Annotated in this window: 14 protein-coding genes; 8 read left to right on the forward strand and 6 right to left on the reverse strand. The window is 74.6% G+C overall.

Annotated features, from left to right (window positions below; all coding sequences use genetic code 11):
- Positions 1-167: 167 nt before the first annotated feature.
- Positions 168-1,622: a methyltransferase gene (locus H566_RS0114460; protein WP_156924445.1), complete on the reverse strand. Its 1,455-nt coding sequence runs from the start codon at positions 1,620-1,622 to the stop codon at positions 168-170.
- 246 nt (positions 1,623-1,868) lie between these two features.
- Here H566_RS0114460 and H566_RS0114465 point away from each other — a divergent pair, with 246 nt between their 5' ends.
- The 5 genes from H566_RS0114465 (at position 1,869) to H566_RS0114485 (ending at position 7,098) form a co-directional block, all read left to right on the forward strand.
- Positions 1,869-2,579: a DUF4197 domain-containing protein gene (locus H566_RS0114465; protein ID WP_028311992.1), complete on the forward strand. Its 711-nt coding sequence runs from the start codon at positions 1,869-1,871 to the stop codon at positions 2,577-2,579.
- Between the two features lie 108 nt (positions 2,580-2,687).
- The gene (locus tag H566_RS25315) at positions 2,688-2,993 is read left to right on the forward strand and encodes a hypothetical protein (protein ID WP_051378794.1); all 306 of its coding nucleotides are present in this window, start codon (positions 2,688-2,690) and stop codon (positions 2,991-2,993) included.
- 63 nt (positions 2,994-3,056) lie between these two features.
- Positions 3,057-3,824: a ParA family protein gene (locus H566_RS0114475; protein ID WP_028311993.1), complete on the forward strand. Its 768-nt coding sequence runs from the start codon at positions 3,057-3,059 to the stop codon at positions 3,822-3,824.
- 228 nt (positions 3,825-4,052) lie between these two features.
- Complete coding sequence (locus H566_RS0114480; protein WP_028311994.1) at positions 4,053-5,810, forward strand: alpha/beta fold hydrolase; 1,758 nt, start codon at positions 4,053-4,055, stop codon at positions 5,808-5,810.
- 118 nt (positions 5,811-5,928) lie between these two features.
- Positions 5,929-7,098, forward strand: coding sequence for an NAD(P)/FAD-dependent oxidoreductase (locus H566_RS0114485; protein ID WP_028311995.1), 1,170 nt, complete (start codon positions 5,929-5,931; stop codon positions 7,096-7,098).
- A 40-nt stretch (positions 7,099-7,138) separates the two neighbouring features.
- On the opposite strand, the gene H566_RS27565 is transcribed toward H566_RS0114485, so the two are convergent.
- Complete coding sequence (locus H566_RS27565) at positions 7,139-10,432, reverse strand: ATP-binding protein (RefSeq protein WP_156924446.1); 3,294 nt, start codon at positions 10,430-10,432, stop codon at positions 7,139-7,141.
- Between the two features lie 249 nt (positions 10,433-10,681).
- On the opposite strand from H566_RS27565, the gene H566_RS25325 reads away from it, so the two are divergent.
- The gene (locus tag H566_RS25325; RefSeq protein WP_034411838.1) at positions 10,682-11,695 is read left to right on the forward strand and encodes a DUF2520 domain-containing protein; all 1,014 of its coding nucleotides are present in this window, start codon (positions 10,682-10,684) and stop codon (positions 11,693-11,695) included.
- 58 nt (positions 11,696-11,753) lie between these two features.
- Here H566_RS25325 and H566_RS0114500 read toward each other — a convergent pair whose 3' ends face one another.
- Positions 11,754-12,164 carry a PRC-barrel domain-containing protein gene (locus tag H566_RS0114500; RefSeq protein WP_028311997.1) on the reverse strand — a complete coding sequence of 137 codons (411 nt, stop codon included), beginning with the start codon at positions 12,162-12,164 and terminating at the stop codon, positions 11,754-11,756.
- Positions 12,165-12,283: 119 nt separating this feature from the next.
- The gene (locus H566_RS29110; protein ID WP_028311998.1) at positions 12,284-12,643 is read right to left on the reverse strand and encodes a hypothetical protein; all 360 of its coding nucleotides are present in this window, start codon (positions 12,641-12,643) and stop codon (positions 12,284-12,286) included.
- Positions 12,644-12,932: 289 nt separating this feature from the next.
- On the opposite strand from H566_RS29110, the gene H566_RS25335 reads away from it, so the two are divergent.
- Both H566_RS25335 and H566_RS25340 read left to right on the forward strand, forming a co-directional pair.
- Positions 12,933-14,021, forward strand: coding sequence for a M14 family zinc carboxypeptidase (locus H566_RS25335; RefSeq protein ID WP_051378795.1), 1,089 nt, complete (start codon positions 12,933-12,935; stop codon positions 14,019-14,021).
- Positions 14,018-15,163: an alpha/beta fold hydrolase gene (locus tag H566_RS25340; protein ID WP_051378796.1), complete on the forward strand. Its 1,146-nt coding sequence runs from the start codon at positions 14,018-14,020 to the stop codon at positions 15,161-15,163. Before H566_RS25335 ends, H566_RS25340 begins: the two co-directional genes overlap by 4 nt.
- On the opposite strand, the gene H566_RS0114520 is transcribed toward H566_RS25340, so the two are convergent.
- Both H566_RS0114520 and H566_RS0114525 read right to left on the reverse strand, forming a co-directional pair.
- Positions 15,147-15,644, reverse strand: a complete 498-nt coding sequence (locus H566_RS0114520) for a hypothetical protein (protein ID WP_028311999.1) — start codon at positions 15,642-15,644, stop codon at positions 15,147-15,149. The genes H566_RS25340 and H566_RS0114520 overlap by 17 nt on opposite strands.
- A gap of 1 nt (position 15,645) precedes the next feature.
- Positions 15,646-16,179 carry a glycoside hydrolase family 108 protein gene (locus tag H566_RS0114525; protein ID WP_028312000.1) on the reverse strand — a complete coding sequence of 178 codons (534 nt, stop codon included), beginning with the start codon at positions 16,177-16,179 and terminating at the stop codon, positions 15,646-15,648.
- Positions 16,180-16,190 lie beyond the last annotated feature (11 nt).

The following is a 16,190-nucleotide window of genomic DNA, read 5'->3' on the forward strand; positions in this document are numbered from 1 at the left end:
TGCCGCCGATCATGGAGAAGAGCGGAAATCCGTGAATTTCGACACACATTCAAGAAGGCTTGCCGAAAGCTTCTGGCGCTGCCATCCCGCCTGGAGCGAGAGGCGATCGTGGTCGCGGTCTTGCCGGCAACGGTCCCGGCCGGGGCCGCGACCGGCCGGAGCGGATCTCAGGCGGCATCGGCGGCGGTCAGCCGCCACAGCCGCGTCACCTCGCGCATGCGCGCGGCATGCAGCGGATCGCTCGGGTCGAGCGCCTTGGGATGGCGCGGGCGGGCTTCGGCGCGGTCGATCACGCTCAGGCCGGCGGCGGCGATCCAGCCTTCCAGTTCGCCCTTCGCGCGCAGGCCGAGCAGTTCGGCGAGGTTGGAGACGATGAGCCAGCCCTCGCCGCCGGGCGCGAGGTGGTCGCGCAGGCCGGCGAGGAAGCCGCGCAGCATGCGGCTGTCGGGGTCGTACACCGCGCGCTCGACTGGCGCGGCGGGCTTGCCGGGCAGCCAGGGCGGATTGCAGACGACGAGGCTGGCGCGGCCGGCGGGAAAGAGGTCGGCGGCTTCGAGCGTGACGCGGTCGGCGAGGCCGAGGCGGTCGAGGTTGTCGGCGGCGCAGGCAAGCGCGCGCGGGTCGAGGTCCGTGGCGACGATGCGCGCCACGCCCCGGCGCGCGAGCAGCGCGGCGATGACGCCGGTGCCGGTGCCGATGTCGAAGGCGAGGCCCCGGCCGTCGTCGGCGGCGCCCGACGGCGCGGCGGCCCCGGCGGTTTGGCCGCCGGCAGCCGGCGCCACGGACGTCGCCGCGGCCGGCAGCGGCGCGCGCGCGAGCAGGCTCAGGTATTCGCCGCGCACCGGCGAGAACACGCCGTAATGCGGATGGATGCGCGCGCCGCCGAGCGGCCCGATCTCGACGCCGTTGCGGCGCCATTCGTGCGCGCCGACGAGGCCGAGCAGTTCGCGCAGCGACACCACTGAGCGCTCGCCGTCGGGCGCGCCCCAGGCTTCGGCGCAGGCCTCGCGCACGTCGGGCGCGCGGCGCAGCGGGATGGCGCCGTCGCCTTCGAGCGGGATGAGCAGCATGCCGAGGGTTCGCGCGCGCTGGGCCTGGGCGAGGCGATGGCGGTGGAAGTCGGCGGTGGCGATGACGGCGCCGGGCGCGAGGCGATCGGCGGGCTGGCCGCCCCGCGACGCACCGCCTGCCGCGCCACCGGGCACCGGTGCCGTGGCCGCCGCCGCGCCCGCCTTGCCGGCGGCCTTCGCGGCCGGCGCGTTGCGCTTGCGCTGCTTGCGCTCGGGCAGCTGGCCGACGCGCCGGCCCATCGCCTGGAGCAGCTGGCGCGCGTTCTGGAAGTCGCCGACCCAGAGCAGCGCCGTGCCCTCGCAGGCGAGGCGGTAGGCGGCGTCGGCGGTGAGACTGTCGTCGGCGAGCACGACGCGCTTCGGCGGCGCGATGCCGGCCTCGGAGCGCCAGCGCGCGGCATGGGTCTGGCCGGCGCCGTCGGTCCAGCGCAGTTGCGGGATGGCGGGCGCGCCGGCGGCAGCGGCGGGCGCCGACTGGGCGGCAGCGGCCGTGCCGGCAGTCGGCGCCGCATCGGCGGCGGGCGCGGCGGACGGAGTCGTGGGGGATGTCATGCGGCCGGCCTCGGTGGAATGCGAAAGGGCGGCGATTGTCGCCGACCGTCCGGCGTCGGGCCGGGCATTTGCGTGCCGCCGGTCCGGCCGCCGCCGGCGCGGGGCGCCGCCGGGGCATCTCGGCTTCCGTCGGACGGCGGAACCCGGCCGCCCCGGCGCATGCGGCGCCCGATCGGGCCACCATGCCGCCTTCCCCGGCCTGACGGCGCGCCTTCCGCGCCGCGCCGGGCGCATCAGGAGAACCCCATGAACCGTTTCCACGCCCGCCGCCGCCTGCTCGCCGCCGCGCCGACCCTCGCCGTCCTCGGGCTGCCGGCCCTGCCCGCGCGCGCCGGCGCGCTCGACGCGCTGTCGTCCGCCGACGCCAGCGGCGGCCTGCGCGCCGCGCTCGAACAGGGCATCGGCGCGGCGGTCGGCCGGCTCGGCACGACCGACGGCTTTCTCGGCAATCCGAAGCTGCGCATCCATCCGCCCGCCGTGCTCGAACAGGCGCGCCCGCTGCTCGCGCTCGCCGGCCAGGGCAAGGCGCTCGACGACCTCGACGTGGCGATGAACCGCGCCGCCGAGCAGGCCGTGCCGCTGGCCAAGCCGCTGCTCGTCGGCGCGCTGCGCGACATGAAGGTGGACGACGCCAAGCGCATCCTCACCGGCGGCGACACCTCGGCGACCGACTACTTCCGCGCGAAGACGTCCGACCAGCTCGGCGCGAGGTTCCTGCCGATCGTGAAGGGCGTGACCGACAAGTCGGGCCTCGCCACGCAGTACAACGCGCTCGCCGGCAAGGTCGCGGGCGCCGGCCTGCTCGACGGGCCCGAGCGCTCGGTCGAGACCTGGGTGACGAGCAAGGCGCTGGCGGCGCTGTTCACCGCCATCGGCGACGAGGAGAAGGCGATCCGCGCCAATCCGCTCCAGGCCGGCAGCAAGCTGGCCGAGAAGGTGTTCGGCGCGCTGCGCTGACGCCGGCATCGGGCCGCCCGACCGCGCACGGTTCGCGCCCGGCGCCCGCGCGGGCACAATGCGCGCCCTCGCGCGCCGGCCTCGGCGCCAACTTCCCGGAGCAAGACCATGACGATGAAGCGCACCGAACTCGAAAAGCGCAAGGGCCTGAAGCTCGACAACGCACTGCGCGCCAACCTGCCGCCCGACCGTTTCGCCGCCGGCGCCGTGCTCGACAAGCGCGAGCGCCGCAAGCTCGACGCCGCGCGCGGCCTTGTGCCCTTCGCGGTGAAGATCGAGCTGACGCTCGCCAACGAGGCCCGCGAAGCCGCCGCCGCCGCCGGCCTGAGCCTCGACGACGCGGTCGCCGCGCTGCTGCGTCGCGGCCTCGCCGCCGGCCCGCTCGAAGCGCCCGCCGCCGACGCGGCGGAGTAAGCGCGCCATGCGACGATGCAGGGCTTCCAGCTCCTGCATCTCCCTCACGCGAAGGATCGGTTCATGCGGTACGTGGTGTTCAACCAGAAGGGCGGCGTCGGCAAGTCCACCATCACCTGCAACCTCGCCGCGATCAGCGCCGCGCAGGGCCTGCGAACGCTGGTGGTCGATCTCGATCCGCAGGGCAATTCGTCGCACTACCTGCTGGGCGACGCCTCGGCCGAGGAGCGCCCGCATCTGGCCGAGTACTTCGACCAGACGCTCAAGTTCGTGATCCGCGCCCGGCCGACGGCCGACTTCATCAGCGCGACACCGTTCGAGAACCTCTCGCTGCTGCCTTCCTCGCCCGACCTGGAGGAGATCCAGTCCAAGCTCGAATCGCGGCACAAGATCTACAAGCTGCGCGAGCTGCTCGGCGAGCTCGACGGCGACTTCGACCGCATCTACGTCGACACGCCGCCGGCGCTCAACTTCTACACACGCTCGGCGCTCATCGCGGCCGACGCCTGCCTCATCCCCTTCGACTGCGACGACTTCTCGCGCCGCGCGCTCTACGCGCTGCTCGACAACGTGCGCGAGATTCAGGCCGACCACAACGCGAAGCTCAAGGTGGGCGGCATCGTGGTCAACCAGTTCCAGCCGCGCGCCAGCCTGCCGCAGCGGCTCGTGCAGGAACTGATCGACGAAGGCCTGCCGGTGCTCCAGCCCTTCATCAGCGCCTCGGTCCGCATCCGCGAATCGCACGAGCAGGCCAGTCCGATGATCCATCTCGACCCGCGCCACAAGCTCACCCAGGAGTTCATTGCACTCCACGAAACTCTCCAGTCCTGACACCTAGGAGAGTTTCCTAGCTGGCACGAGGCTTTCCCGCAGATTTCAAGGTGACAAAGACGGGGGGCCGGCTAACCCATAAAACGGGATGACGCAAGGGGAATCCCGCGCGAATGTGCAGCTGCGGCGTCACCCTCGCGCGTGAACTTCAGCCGCTTCGGCGACTAGTTCACGTTCCCGTCTGGACCGATGCCGAGCAACGCCTAGCCGTCGCTAGGATCGGCCCCCATGCCAGTACCAAGTGATACCCATAGCAGGCTTTCCGATCTCATCGGCCTGATCTACGACACCGCCTCGCGCCCGGGCCTGTGGCCCCAGCTGCTCGATCATCTGTCGGCCTTTCTCGACCGCCCCGGCTCGCCGGCCGGCGGCGACAACGGCCTGCTCGCGCTGCTCGCGCCGCATTTCGTGCGCGCCCACGACATGCAGCGCCGGCTGGCCGATGCCGAAAGCTCGCGCGACCTGCTCGACGGCGTGCTCGACCGCCTGCCGCTCGGCATGGCCGTCGTGCGCGGCGACGGCGCCGTGCTCTGCATGAACCACGCCCTGCAAGCGCTCACGCGAGAAGGCGGCGCGCTGGTGCAGGAAGCCGGTCGCCTCGTCTCGCGGCCGCGCGACGCGCTGGCCGGCACGCTGTCGCGCGCCCAGTCGGGCGAGGGCGAGCTGCCGCTGCGCCTCGGCCAGGCCGGCATGCCGGGCGCGGTGTCGGTGTGGGTGAGCCGGCTCGGGCCGGCGGGCACCGATCCACACTACCTCGTCATGGCCGCGAGCCATGCCTCGCGCGCGATGTCGCAGGAAGGCCTGAGCGCGCTGTTCGGCCTCACGCCGGCCGAGGCCCGCGTGACCCAGCAGATCACGCTCGGCCGCAGCCTGGAGGAGATCGCCGTCGGACTGTCGGTGTCGCTCAACACGGTCAAGACCCACCTGAAGCGCGTGTTCTCGAAGGTGGGCGTGCGGCGTCAGCCCGAGTTGCTCCAGGCCATCTATTCGAGCCCGCTGTGGCTCCAGGCGCCGCGCGCCGACCTGCCTGGCGCGGGCACGCCGAGCCTGCCCGCGCCGCATGCCGCGCAAGCGCTTGCACCCTACGCGGTGCAGGCGCCCGGCAGCCTCGTGAACAGCGGCGCCGACCATCTCGGTCTGCGCCTGCCCGATGGCCGCTGGCTGGCCTATGCCGACAGCGGCCCGGCCGAGGGCCGCCCGCTGCTGCTCATGCACGACCTGGCGGGCTCGCGCTTCCTGCGCCATCCCGACGACGCCGTGCTGCACCGCCTGCGGGTGCGGCTGATCGTGGCCGAGCGCCCGGGCAGCGGCGACTCCGATCCGCATCCCGAGCGCAGCATCGCGAGCTGGGCGCGCGACGTGGCCGCGCTGGCCGAGCATCTGCAACTCGGCAGCTATTCGCTGCTCGGCCATGGCGCCGGCGCGCCTTATGCGCTGGCGGTGGCACTGGCCGATCCGGCGCGCGTCGAGCATCTGGGGCTGGTGGCGGCGATGCCGCCGGTCGAGCGCATCGACGATTTCAGCGCCTGCGCGACCAGCCTGCGCATGAGCCTGATGGTCGCGCGCCATGCGCCCGGCCTGCTGCCGCCGCTGCTGCGCTCGATGGTCAAGGGCATCCGCGCCGATGTGTACCGCTATCTGGAGCAGACGCTCGAAGGCGCGACCGAGACCGACCGGCTCGCGCTCGCCGATCCGCGCCTGCGCGCGAGCTATGCCCAGGGTCTGCTCGCCGGCGTGCGGCGCGGCGACCAGGATCTCGCCACCGAGATCCTGCTGCTGGCGCGCGACTGGGGCCTCGCGCTCGACCGTCTCGCGCTGCCGGTTCGGCTGTGGCACGGCGAGAACGACGCGCGGGTCGGCATCGAAGGCGCGCACCGGCTCGCGGCGCGCCTGCCGCTCGCACGCGTGGTGACGCTGCCGGAGGCCGGGCATTTCGCGCTGTACTCGCACTGGACGCGCATCCTCGCCGAGCTGATGGCCGGCTGAGGGTCGGGCTGTCGGGCGTCGCGCCGGCCGGGGGAACGGGCCGCGCGGAACCCCGGGCGGATCGCGCGGTCTGCTCCGCTTCGGCGCGGCATCCCGCCGCGCCCCGCCCTGTCTTCCGATGCCCAACCCTCCGCTTCACATCGCCATCGTCGGTGCCGGCGTGTCCGGCGCCGCCTGCGCGCGCCGGCTCGCGCTGGCCGGCCACCACGCCGTGCTGTTCGACAAGGCACGCGGCCCCGGCGGTCGCATGTCCACCCGACGCGGCAGTGCCCCCGCCGACGCCAGCCTCCCGATCACCGTCGACCAGCCCGGCGCCACGCCATTCGCCTTCGACCACGGCGCGCAGTACTTCACCGCGCGCCACCCCGACTTCCGCGCCGTCGTCGAGGCCGGCACGGCCGCCGGCTGGATCGCGCCCTGGACGCCCCGCATCGCCGGCAAGCCCCGCGCCGGCAGCCTCGCCGGCAAGGCCGACGCACCAGCCGACGCGCAGGACACAGCCGAGGTTCCCGCGACCACCGCCTCGGCCTCCGCAGCCGCCACTTCGACCGACGCTCCCGCCCGCGACGCCCGCCACGTCGCCCTGCCCGGCATGCCCGAACTCGCGCGCCGCCTCGCCGATGGCCTGCCGCTGCATCTCCAGGCCCAGGTGACGGCGCTGCAACGCGAGCCGGACGGGCGCTGGCGCCTGCGGCTCGGCGAGACGACGCATCCCGAGCCGTTCGACGTGGTGCTGCTCGCCATGCCGGCCGAGCAGGCCGCCGCGCTGCTCGCCGGGCATCGCCCCGACTGGGCCGCCGCCGCGCGCTCGACGCCGATGCTGCCGTGCTGGACGCTCATGGCCATCACCGACGCGCCCGACTGGCCCTTCGACGCGACCTGGCCCGCGCAAGGGCCGCTCGCCTGGCTGGCGCGCAACGACAGCAAGCCAGGCCGACCGGGCGCCACCGGCCAGGCGCACTGGGTCGCCCAGGCCCGCGCCGACTGGAGCGCCCGCCATCTCGAACGCGATGCCGCCGAGATCGTGCCGCTGCTGCTCGACGCGCTGCGCGCCGCGCTCGGCCCCGATGCGGCCGCGCTTGGCGTGCGGCATGCGGTCGCGCACCGCTGGCGCTATGCCCGGCCGGCCGAGGCCAGCCCGCTCACGACCGGCGCGCCGTGGTGGGACGCGGCGCTCGGCCTCGGCGCCTGCGGCGACTTTCTCGGCGGTGCGCGGGTCGAGGCGGCCTTCCTCAACGGCGAGGCGCTGGCGCGATCGGTGATCGGCAGCGGAAACCCCGGCGGCTGAAACGTCCCGCGGCCGGCGCGCCGCTCGGCCGCCGGGCCGTTCAGCCCTGCCGCCCCTGTCGCCCCCAGCGTCCGACCATCGCGTACAGCCTCGGCACGTCGAGTGGCTTGCCGAGATGGTCGTCCATGCCGGCGGCGAGAGCACGCTCGCGGTCGTCGTCGAGCACGCCGGCCGTCATGGCGACCACCGGCAGGCCGGCGAGCGCCGGCCGGGCGCGGATCGCGCGCGTGACCTCGTAGCCGTCGATATCGGGCATCTGGCAGTCCATGAGCACGCAGTCGAAGCGCGTGTCGGCGTCGAGCAGGGCGAGCGCGGCCGCGCCGCCCTCGGCGGTCAGGACCTCGACGCCGGCGTGACGCAGCAGTTCGCGCGCGACTTCGAGGTTGACCGGACTGTCGTCCACGAGCAGCACGCGCAGACCGGACAGATCGGGCAGCGGCCGCGGCTCGGGAGCGCGGGCCGGACCGGGTGTCTCGGCTGGCCGCGCGGCGCCTTCGGCCGGCAAGGCGTCCGGTTCCGCCCACATCGCCAGTCCCGACATCCTCGCCACCCGCTCCACCGAGGGCTCCCAGCCGCGCTCGCGCAGAGGCGCGGGCGTGGACGGCATGGTCGCCGAGGCGGACCCGGACTCGGACGTCAAAGCCGCCGGCGCCGACCCGCCGGCCTCGTCGGTCTGCGCCACCACGCCCAGCTGGGCATCGAAGTGGAAGCAGCTCCCCTGCCCCGGCACGCTTTCGGCCCGGATCGTGCCGCCCATGCGCTCGACCAGCGCCCGGCAGATGCTCAGGCCCAGGCCGCTGCCGCCATAGCGGCGCGTGGTCGAGCTGTCGCCCTGCACGAAGGGCTGGAACAGCCGCGCGATCTGCTCGCCGCTCATGCCGATGCCGGTGTCGCGCACCCAGCCGCGCATCAGCCGCTCGCCCGCGCGGACCGGGCCGAATTCCAGCCCCAGCGTCACGCTGCCGCGCTCCGTGAACTTGACCGCGTTGCTCACCAGGTTCACCAGCACCTGGCGCAGCCGCGTCGGGTCGCCCAGCAGCCGCGCCGGCAGGTCGGCCGGCAGGCTCGCGCGCAGCGCCAGCCCCTTGCGCTCGGCCGCCACCGCCACGAGGTCGAGCGTCTGCTCGACCAGCTCGCGCGGCGCGAAGGGCACGCGCTCCAGCTCCAGCCGGCCGGCCTCGATCTTCGACATGTCGAGCACGTCGTCGAGCAGCCCCAGCAGGTCGTGCGCCGCGCGGTTGGCCTTGCCCACCTGCTCGCGCGGGCGCGCCGGCAGGTTCTCGTCCATGAGCGCGAGCCGCGTCATGCCGATGATCGCGTTCATCGGCGTGCGGATCTCGTGGCTCATGTTGGCCAGGAAGGCGCTCTTGGCGCGCGTGGCTTCGAGCGCCGCCTGGCTCGCGGCGCGCAGCGCGTCCTCCGACTGCTTGCGCGCGCTGATGTCGTCGAGGATGCAGAAGAACTGCCCCTCCTCGCCCACGCGCAGCAGCGCCGCGCTGGCCGCGAAGCTGCCGCCGTCGAGCCGCGTGTGCACCCAGTCGAAGCGCAGCGCGCCGCCGCTTTCGAGCCGCGCGAGGCCGCGCGAGGCCACATGGTCCTCGCTCGTGATGCCGTCGGGCTGGACCAGCGGCGACAGCGGCGGGCGCCACGGGAACAGGCCGTTGAGCGCGGTGGCGCCCTCGGCGCCGAACAGCCGGCGCGCGGCCGGATTGCTGCGCTGGATGCCGGCGTCGAGGTCGAAGAAGAAGAAGGCGATCGGCGCGTGCTCGAAGGCGGCATCGAAGCGCCGTACCGCCGAGCGCCGGTCGGTCACGTCGAGCCAGTAGCCGTCGTGCAGCTCGGCGCCGTCGACGTCGCGCGAGACTCGGCTTTCCACCGCGATCCAGCGGTCGCGGCCGTCGGCGGCGATCTGCACCACGCGGGTGGCGGCGGGCGGGCGCAGCGGATCGAGGCCGAGCGCGCGCCAGGGTCGCTGGGGCTCGGCCTGGAGCTGGTCGGCATCGAGACCGAAGATGCGCCGCGTGTCGCCGCCCACGAAGCCGAACTCGGGCCGCCCGCCCGGCCCGATGCGGTAGCGGAACAGCGCCAGCGGCAGCGACGCAATCATGTCGAGCAGCTCGCGCCGGGTGTGATGCACCAGCCGGTCGCGCTCGCGGCCGCGCCAGGTCAGCCACAGCAGCGACCAGCCCGCGAGCAGCGCCAGCAGCGCCACATTGATGGCGTCGAACAGCAGCTCCACCTCGCGGTCGAAGGCCTCCACCACCCACAGCCGGTAGGGATGGCCGGGCAGGTCGGCGCCGCGCGCGAGATGCAGCCGGTCGTCGATGCGAAGCGCCGGCAGCGTCTCGGCGCCGAGGCGGTAGTCAGTGGCGATCCAGCCGGGCGGCGTCCCGCCGGGCACGGCACCCGGACCCGCCGCCGCGCCATGCGCGCCACCGGACGTCACCGCGCCGCCGCGCGGGCCGCGCCAGGCGCCGGGCGCGCCGTCCACCTGTGCCGGCAGCGGCAGGCGCGCCAGCATCAGCGCTGGCTGGTTGCCCGCGACGATCACGCCCTCGGCATCGGTCAGCACGACGATGCCGCCCTTGCGACCGCTGAACAGCCGCGCCAGCGCCTCCGAGCCGACGGCGAAGACGAGCACCCCCAGTCCTGTGCCGGCGGCATCCTCGACACGCGCGGCGAAGCTGAAATCACCCCCGCCGTCCGACGTGGCGCCGACCGAGAACATCGAGCCGCGCCCCGCGCGCAGCGCATCGATGACGGCGGCGCGGTCGCCCACGTGGTTGCCGATCACGTCCCTCTGCCCGGCCGCGAAGGCGCTGTCGGCCAGCACCACGCCCGCGCGGTTGACGACCAGCGCCTGCCGCACCTCGAACTCGCGCGTGAAATGGAACAGCCAGCTCGACATGGCCGGCACCTCGGCCTGGCCGATGAGGCGTCGGCGCTGCAGCACGACCTCGTCCTGGCTGGCGGCGGGCGCGACCGGGCCATGGCCATGCCGCAGAAAGTCGACGACGGCGGGCAGCCGAGCCACCGTGAACGGCAGCGCGGCCCACTGGCGGAAGCTCACTTCGATGTCGTGCAGCGCGCCGGCGAGACGCTCGTCGATCTCGTCGCGCACGCCGGCGCGGTAGTCGGCCAGACGCTGGCCGGCGACCAGCACGCCCGTGAGCGCCACCAGCGCGGCCCAGACCAGCGCGGCCAGCAGCCACCACTGGCCGGCGCCTTCGTGGCGCGCGCCGCCCGGCTCGTCCGCCGCCTGCGGTGGCGACGGCTCCCGGGCCGGGCCGGCTCGGCCCGCGCGGGCCGCGTCGTCGATTTCCCCCAACTCCACCCCCGATGCCGCCGTTGTCGTGCCGTCCGCCCTCGCGGCCGTTATCGCCGGCCTTTCCGGCAAGCCTGTGGGCGCCGCTTCCGTCGGGCAATCCGTGGCAGCACGCAAGTCCGACGGACGGATTCCGGGCGACGGACGGCCGGAGCGGATGGATCCGAGGTCGTCCGTCATGACCGCCCGGCCGGACGTCGTCGGCGCGGGCCGGCTGCGGCATCCTCCCCGCCCTGCCTTCCGCGTCACGCCCTTGCCATGACCCAGCCCTTTCCCGCCGCGCCCGCCATCGCCTTCATCGGCGCCGGCCGACTCGCCAGCAGCCTGGCGCGCGCCTTCGCCGGGGCCGGCGCGCGCGTCGTCGCCATCGCCAGCCGCGATCCGGCCTCGGCCGCCGCGCTCGCCGCGCGCATCGACGGCTGCCGCGCGCTCGCGCCCCAGGCCGCCGCCGACGCGGCCGATCTCGTGTTCATCACCGTGCCCGACGATGCGATCGCCAGCGTGGCCGACGCCCTGCGCTGGCGCGCCGGCCAGGGCGTCGTGCATTGCAGCGGCGCGACCGAGCTGACCGCGCTCGACACCGCCACGCGCGCCGGCGCGCTCGCGGGCGGCTTCCACCCCTTGCAGATCTTTTCCGACCCGGACGTGGCGATCGGCCAGCTCGCGGGCGCGGCGGTGGCCATCGAGGCGCCGGCCGCGCTCGCCGCGCCGCTCGACGCGCTCGCCGCCGGCGTCGGCCTGCGGCCCTTCGCGCTGCCACCCGGCGCGCGGGCGCGCTACCACGCCTCGGCGGGGATGGCGGCGAGCTTCCTGCTCACGCTGCTCGACGAGGCCGCGCGGGTCTGGGCGAGCTTCGGCGTGCCGCCCGCGCAGGCGCTCGCGGCGCTGCTGCCGATCGCGCGCGGGACGCTCGCCGCGGCCGAGAGCCGGGGGCTGGCGGGCGCGGTGTCGGGGCCACCGTCACGCGGCGATGTGGGCGTGATCGCACGCCACCTCGCGGCGCTGGACGCGCTCGATGCCGAAGCGGCGCGGCGCGGCGCGGCGGCGGCGCATGCGGCCGGCGGCGCGGTATCGCCCCCGGCCGAGCATGCGACGGCCGACGGCGCCACCACCAATTTGGCACTCGCCTCCGCCGACCTCGCGCGCGAGCACGGCGCCTTCTACCGCGAGCTGACACGGCGCCAGCTCGCGCTCGTGGCCGACGCCGGCCGCGTGCCGCCGGAAGGCATCGCCGCGATGCACGCGCGCCTCGCCGAGCCGCCGCGCGGCTGATCGGACGCAATCGCAACCGGCGGCAAGGCCGCCGTCCGGCTCGCCACCGCCAGCGCCGTCAGCGCCGTGCCGGCTCGGCGTACTCGAACTCCGGCAGCGCCTTGATCGCGTCCCGGGTCGCGCCGGGCAGCAGCAGCCGGCCCTCGCGCTGCGTGAACTGCTGCACCGGGATCGCCACCTGGTGCTTGCCCAGGCCGACGAAGCCGCCACTGCCCACGATCGCGTAGGACACCGAGCGGTCGGGCGCGACGATGATGTCGTCCACCGAGCCCACCTTCTCGCGGTTCTCGTTCCACACCGTCGCGCCGAGGATCTGGCGCTTCGCGCTCCAGCCGTTGATGAGTTCCTTCACCTCGGTCTGGGTGATGCCGAGGGTGGTCGAGCCGGCCTGCTGGCCGAGCGCCAGGCCAGCCGCGAGCGCCAGAACGCTGGCGAGCACGAGCATCACGAGGCGTTGCTTGCGGTTCATCGCCCCTCTCCTTCGCGGTGCCGCGCGGTGGCGGCGGAGCGGGCAGTGTGGTGGGCGCGCGGCGGGCGCGACGCGGGACGGCGCCGCGCCCGCGCGTCAGCCGGCGCGGCGGGGCGTGGTCAGGCCGGTCCGACGCGCCGACGCGGTCCGTCATGGATCGCGCCCGTCCCGGACAGCAGCCGCGCGCGCCACAGCGCCACCAGCTCCACCGCGCCGCCCAGCAGCCCGAGCAGCAGCGCCACGCCCGCCGCGCCCGCGTGCCGGCGCACCACCGCGCCATCGCGCGGCGCGCCGGGCCGGGACGCGCGCGGGCAAGCCGGCCCGGCACCGGCGGCATGGCCGGCACCGTCGTCCGCGACCGGGGCGCGGGGCACGGGGCGAGCATCGGCGGCGCCGGCGGAAGCGGTGGTGGTGGCGACGGAAGCGGAAGCTGGAGTGGCGGTGGCGGTGGCGGTGGCGGTGGCGGCAAGGTCTCGCATGGCAACTCCTTCGATGGCAGCCCGATGAACCGCCCATGGCAGGCGCGTGAACCGAGCCACCCTAGCCAGCGCGCATGACGTTCGCGTGGCATCGCGGCTCCGTCCGGCGCCGCCACCCGGCCGGGTCGCGCCCGCGCCATCACGCCCCGACCCCGCGCATGCCCGATGCGCCGCCGCGCGCCGACCGGGGCACACTTGCCCGCATCGCCCGGCCGCGCGCCATGCCGGTTCCACCCCGCCGGTCCGCCGCCCTGCCCACCCGACACTGCCCAGCCACGCTCCGCCGCCGATGCCCGTCGCCCACGCCGCCCGCCCCGCCGCCCTGCCCGAGCTGGACGAGCTCGAAGCCATCGCCGCCGCCGCGCCGGCCGGGGCCGGCTTCCGGCTCGACAGCGCGGGCGAGATCGAGGCCGGCGGGCGGCGCTTTCCGCTGCCGGTCGTCACGCTCGGCAACCCCGATCCGAAGATGCCCGCCGTCGGCATCTTCGGCGGGGTGCACGGGCTAGAACGCATCGGCGCCCAGGTCGCGCTGGCGAGCCTGCGCCATGTGACGAGCCGGCTCGGCTGGGATGCGGCGCTGCATTGCGTGCTGGAGCGGCTGCGCCTCGTGTTCATGCCGGTCGTCAATCCGGGCGGGCTGTGGCTCGGCACGCGCGCCAATCCGGCCGGCGTCGATCTCATGCGCAACGCGCCGGTGGACGCGGTCGCGCGCGTGCCCTTCCTCGTCGGCGGGCAGCGCATCAGCGCCGGACTGCCCTGGTATCGCGGGCCGGCCGGCGCGCCCATGCAGCCCGAGGCCGAGGCGGTGTGCGCGACGGTCGAGCGCGAGCTGCTCGGCCGGCCGCTCACGATCAGCATCGACTGCCATTCGGGCTTCGGCCTGGCGGACCGCATCTGGTTTCCGTGGGCCTGCAGTCCGGCGCCGGTCGAGCACCTGCCCGAGCTGCATGCGCTCGACGCGCTGTTCGGCGCGGCCCATCCGCATCACCGCTACGTGTTCGAGCCGCAGAGCCGCCAGTACCTCGCCCACGGCGACCTGTGGGACTGGCTCTACGCGCGCGCGCTCGACCGGCCGGGCGTCTTCCTCCCGCTCACGCTGGAGATGGGCTCCTGGCTGTGGATACGCAAGAACCCGCGCCAGCTGTTCTCGCGCCGGGGCATCTTCAATCCGCTCATCGACCACCGGCAGGCGCGCGTGCTGCGGCGCCATCTGGCCTGGCTCGACTTCCTGATGCGCGCGGCGGCGAGCCACGAGCGCTGGCTGCCCGCCACCGAGGCCGAGCGCGAGGCCGGACGGGCGGCGGCGATCGCGCGCTGGTACGCGCCGGCGCGCGCCGACGGCCGGACCGCGCGCACGCCTGCGCGGAGCCACGAATGAACGCCCGCGCCACGCCATCCGCCGACACCTGGCTGCTGCTGCGCGGCCTCACGCGCGAGACCGGCCACTGGGGCGACCTGCCCGACCGCCTCGCCGCCGCCCTGCCCGGCGCACGCGTGATCGCGCTCGACCTGCCCGGCAACGGCGTGCTGCACGGCGAACCCAGCCCAGCGAGCGTCGAGGCGATGGTCGAGGCGCTGCGCGCGCAATGGGCCGGGTTGGCCACGCTCATCGCCGGGGCCGAGGCCGGCACGATGCCCGACCTCGCCGCCGCGCCGCGCGCGGCCGGCACGACCGGGCACGACCCGGCAGGCTTGCCCGAATTGCACGGTTCACCGGACGCGCGGCCCGCCGCCGCGCCGCGCGTCAACCTGCTCGCGATGTCGCTCGGCGCGATGGTCGCCGTCGCCTGGGCCGCCGCGCATCCGGCCGAGATCGGCCGCGCGGTGCTGGTCAACACCAGCCTGCGGCCGTTCAGCCCGCCGTGGCAGCGGCTGCGGCCGCGCAACTGGCTGCGCCTGCCCGGCCTGCTGCGGCCCTGGCTGTCGGCGTCGGAAGTGGAGGAAGGCGTGCTGCGCCTGACCAGCGCGCGCGTGCATGTGCGCGCCGCCGCCGGCAATCCGTCGGAGCTGCCCGCCGCCTACGCGCCCGACGCCGATCCGGCCGCGAACTATCTGCCGCCCTGGACCGCCGCCGAGCGCCGGCTCATCGTCGGCTGCTGGGTCGAGCTGCGCGCGCGCCATCCGGTGACGGGCGCGAACGCGTTGCGCCAGCTGGGCGCCGCGATGCGCTATCGCGCGCCGGCCGAGGCGCCGCCGGTGCCGCTGCTGCTGCTCGCGGGCGGGCGCGATGCCCTCGTCAGCCCGCAATGCTCGCGCCGGCTCGCGGCCGTGTGGGGCCTGCCGCTGCGCGAGCACGCGCGCGCCGGGCACGACCTGCCGCTCGACGCGCCCGACTGGGTCGTGGCCCAGGTGGCGGCCTTCGCGGCCGGCGCGGCCGCATCGGGGCCGGCATCGGCGCCCGGGTCGGCGGTGTCGGCACCCGGACCGACCGCGCGCGCGGCGGCGTCACCGGCCGACGACGCCCGGCCCGCCGGGCAATCGCCCGTGCCCGGCCCGGCCGGGTTCAGGCATCGCGCTTGAGCAGCGAATCGATCGTGCGCGTCTTGTCGGCGCTGCCCGAACTCGACCCGAAGAAGTAGGACACCACCTGGGTCGAGATCGTCGTCAGCGCGCCCAGCACGTAGATGATGACCTCCTTGCGCTCGCCGCCCAGGGTGTCGGAGTTGGCGAAGATGATCAGCCCGAACATCAGGAAGGTGACCGCCACGATCAGCAGCGCGAGCACCGGATGCACGTTCTTGGCAAGCCAGCTCGCATTGGCCGATTCCTGCACCCGCGACTGGTTCTCTCGCGCGCTGGCAATGTCGCCATAGACGGCCTTTCTTTCCTCGACCGAGAGCCGGGCCATTTCGGCGCGGAATTCCATGTCGGCGCGCGCGATTTCATTCTGGCGCGCGAGCTTTTCATCGTCGGTCGTGAAATTGCGGTCGACCGCCTTGCCCACGGCATCCACCAGCGAAGTCGCGCCGGCGCTGAAGATCTGGGTCAGCAGATTGGCCATTTCAGACTCCCGCGAGGGCGCGCCGCACCCAGCCATAGAAATACTTGCGATTGCCCGCGTTCTGCTCGCACAGGCTGACGTAGCGCGCGATCTTGGCCACGGTGAACAGCGCCAGGAAGGCATGCGGCTCGACGGCGTTGAGCCGCGCCAGCGTGTCGCCGCCGACGGCGCCGTCGACCTCGGCCTGCACCGCCGCCTGGGCCAGCCGCACGCTCAGGGCCGCGCCCGCGTTCACGCCGAAATCGAAGATCGCCTCGGCCACTTCCTGCTGCGCGATGTCGTCGCCGTGAATGCGATTCCAGAATTCATTGCGGTAGAAGGTCCGCACCAATTCCTGGAGATCGGCGTTCTGATCGAGATTGGCCGGAAAACTCGCCTGGTTCTTGGCGGCATCGATCAATGCCCAGCCGGGCCAGCGTGGCTGGCGATTGCGCGCAATGCCTTTCCAGGTTTCACCACCCGGATCGTCCGGGTCCTTCGAATAGCCGCCCTCGGCCTTGAGGGTCAGGGCCAATGCCTTGTCGAAATCAGCCATTGCTCGCTCCG

Origin of the sequence: Derxia gummosa DSM 723, from assembly GCF_000482785.1 — a bacterium.
GTDB lineage: Bacteria > Pseudomonadota > Gammaproteobacteria > Burkholderiales > Burkholderiaceae_E > Derxia > Derxia gummosa.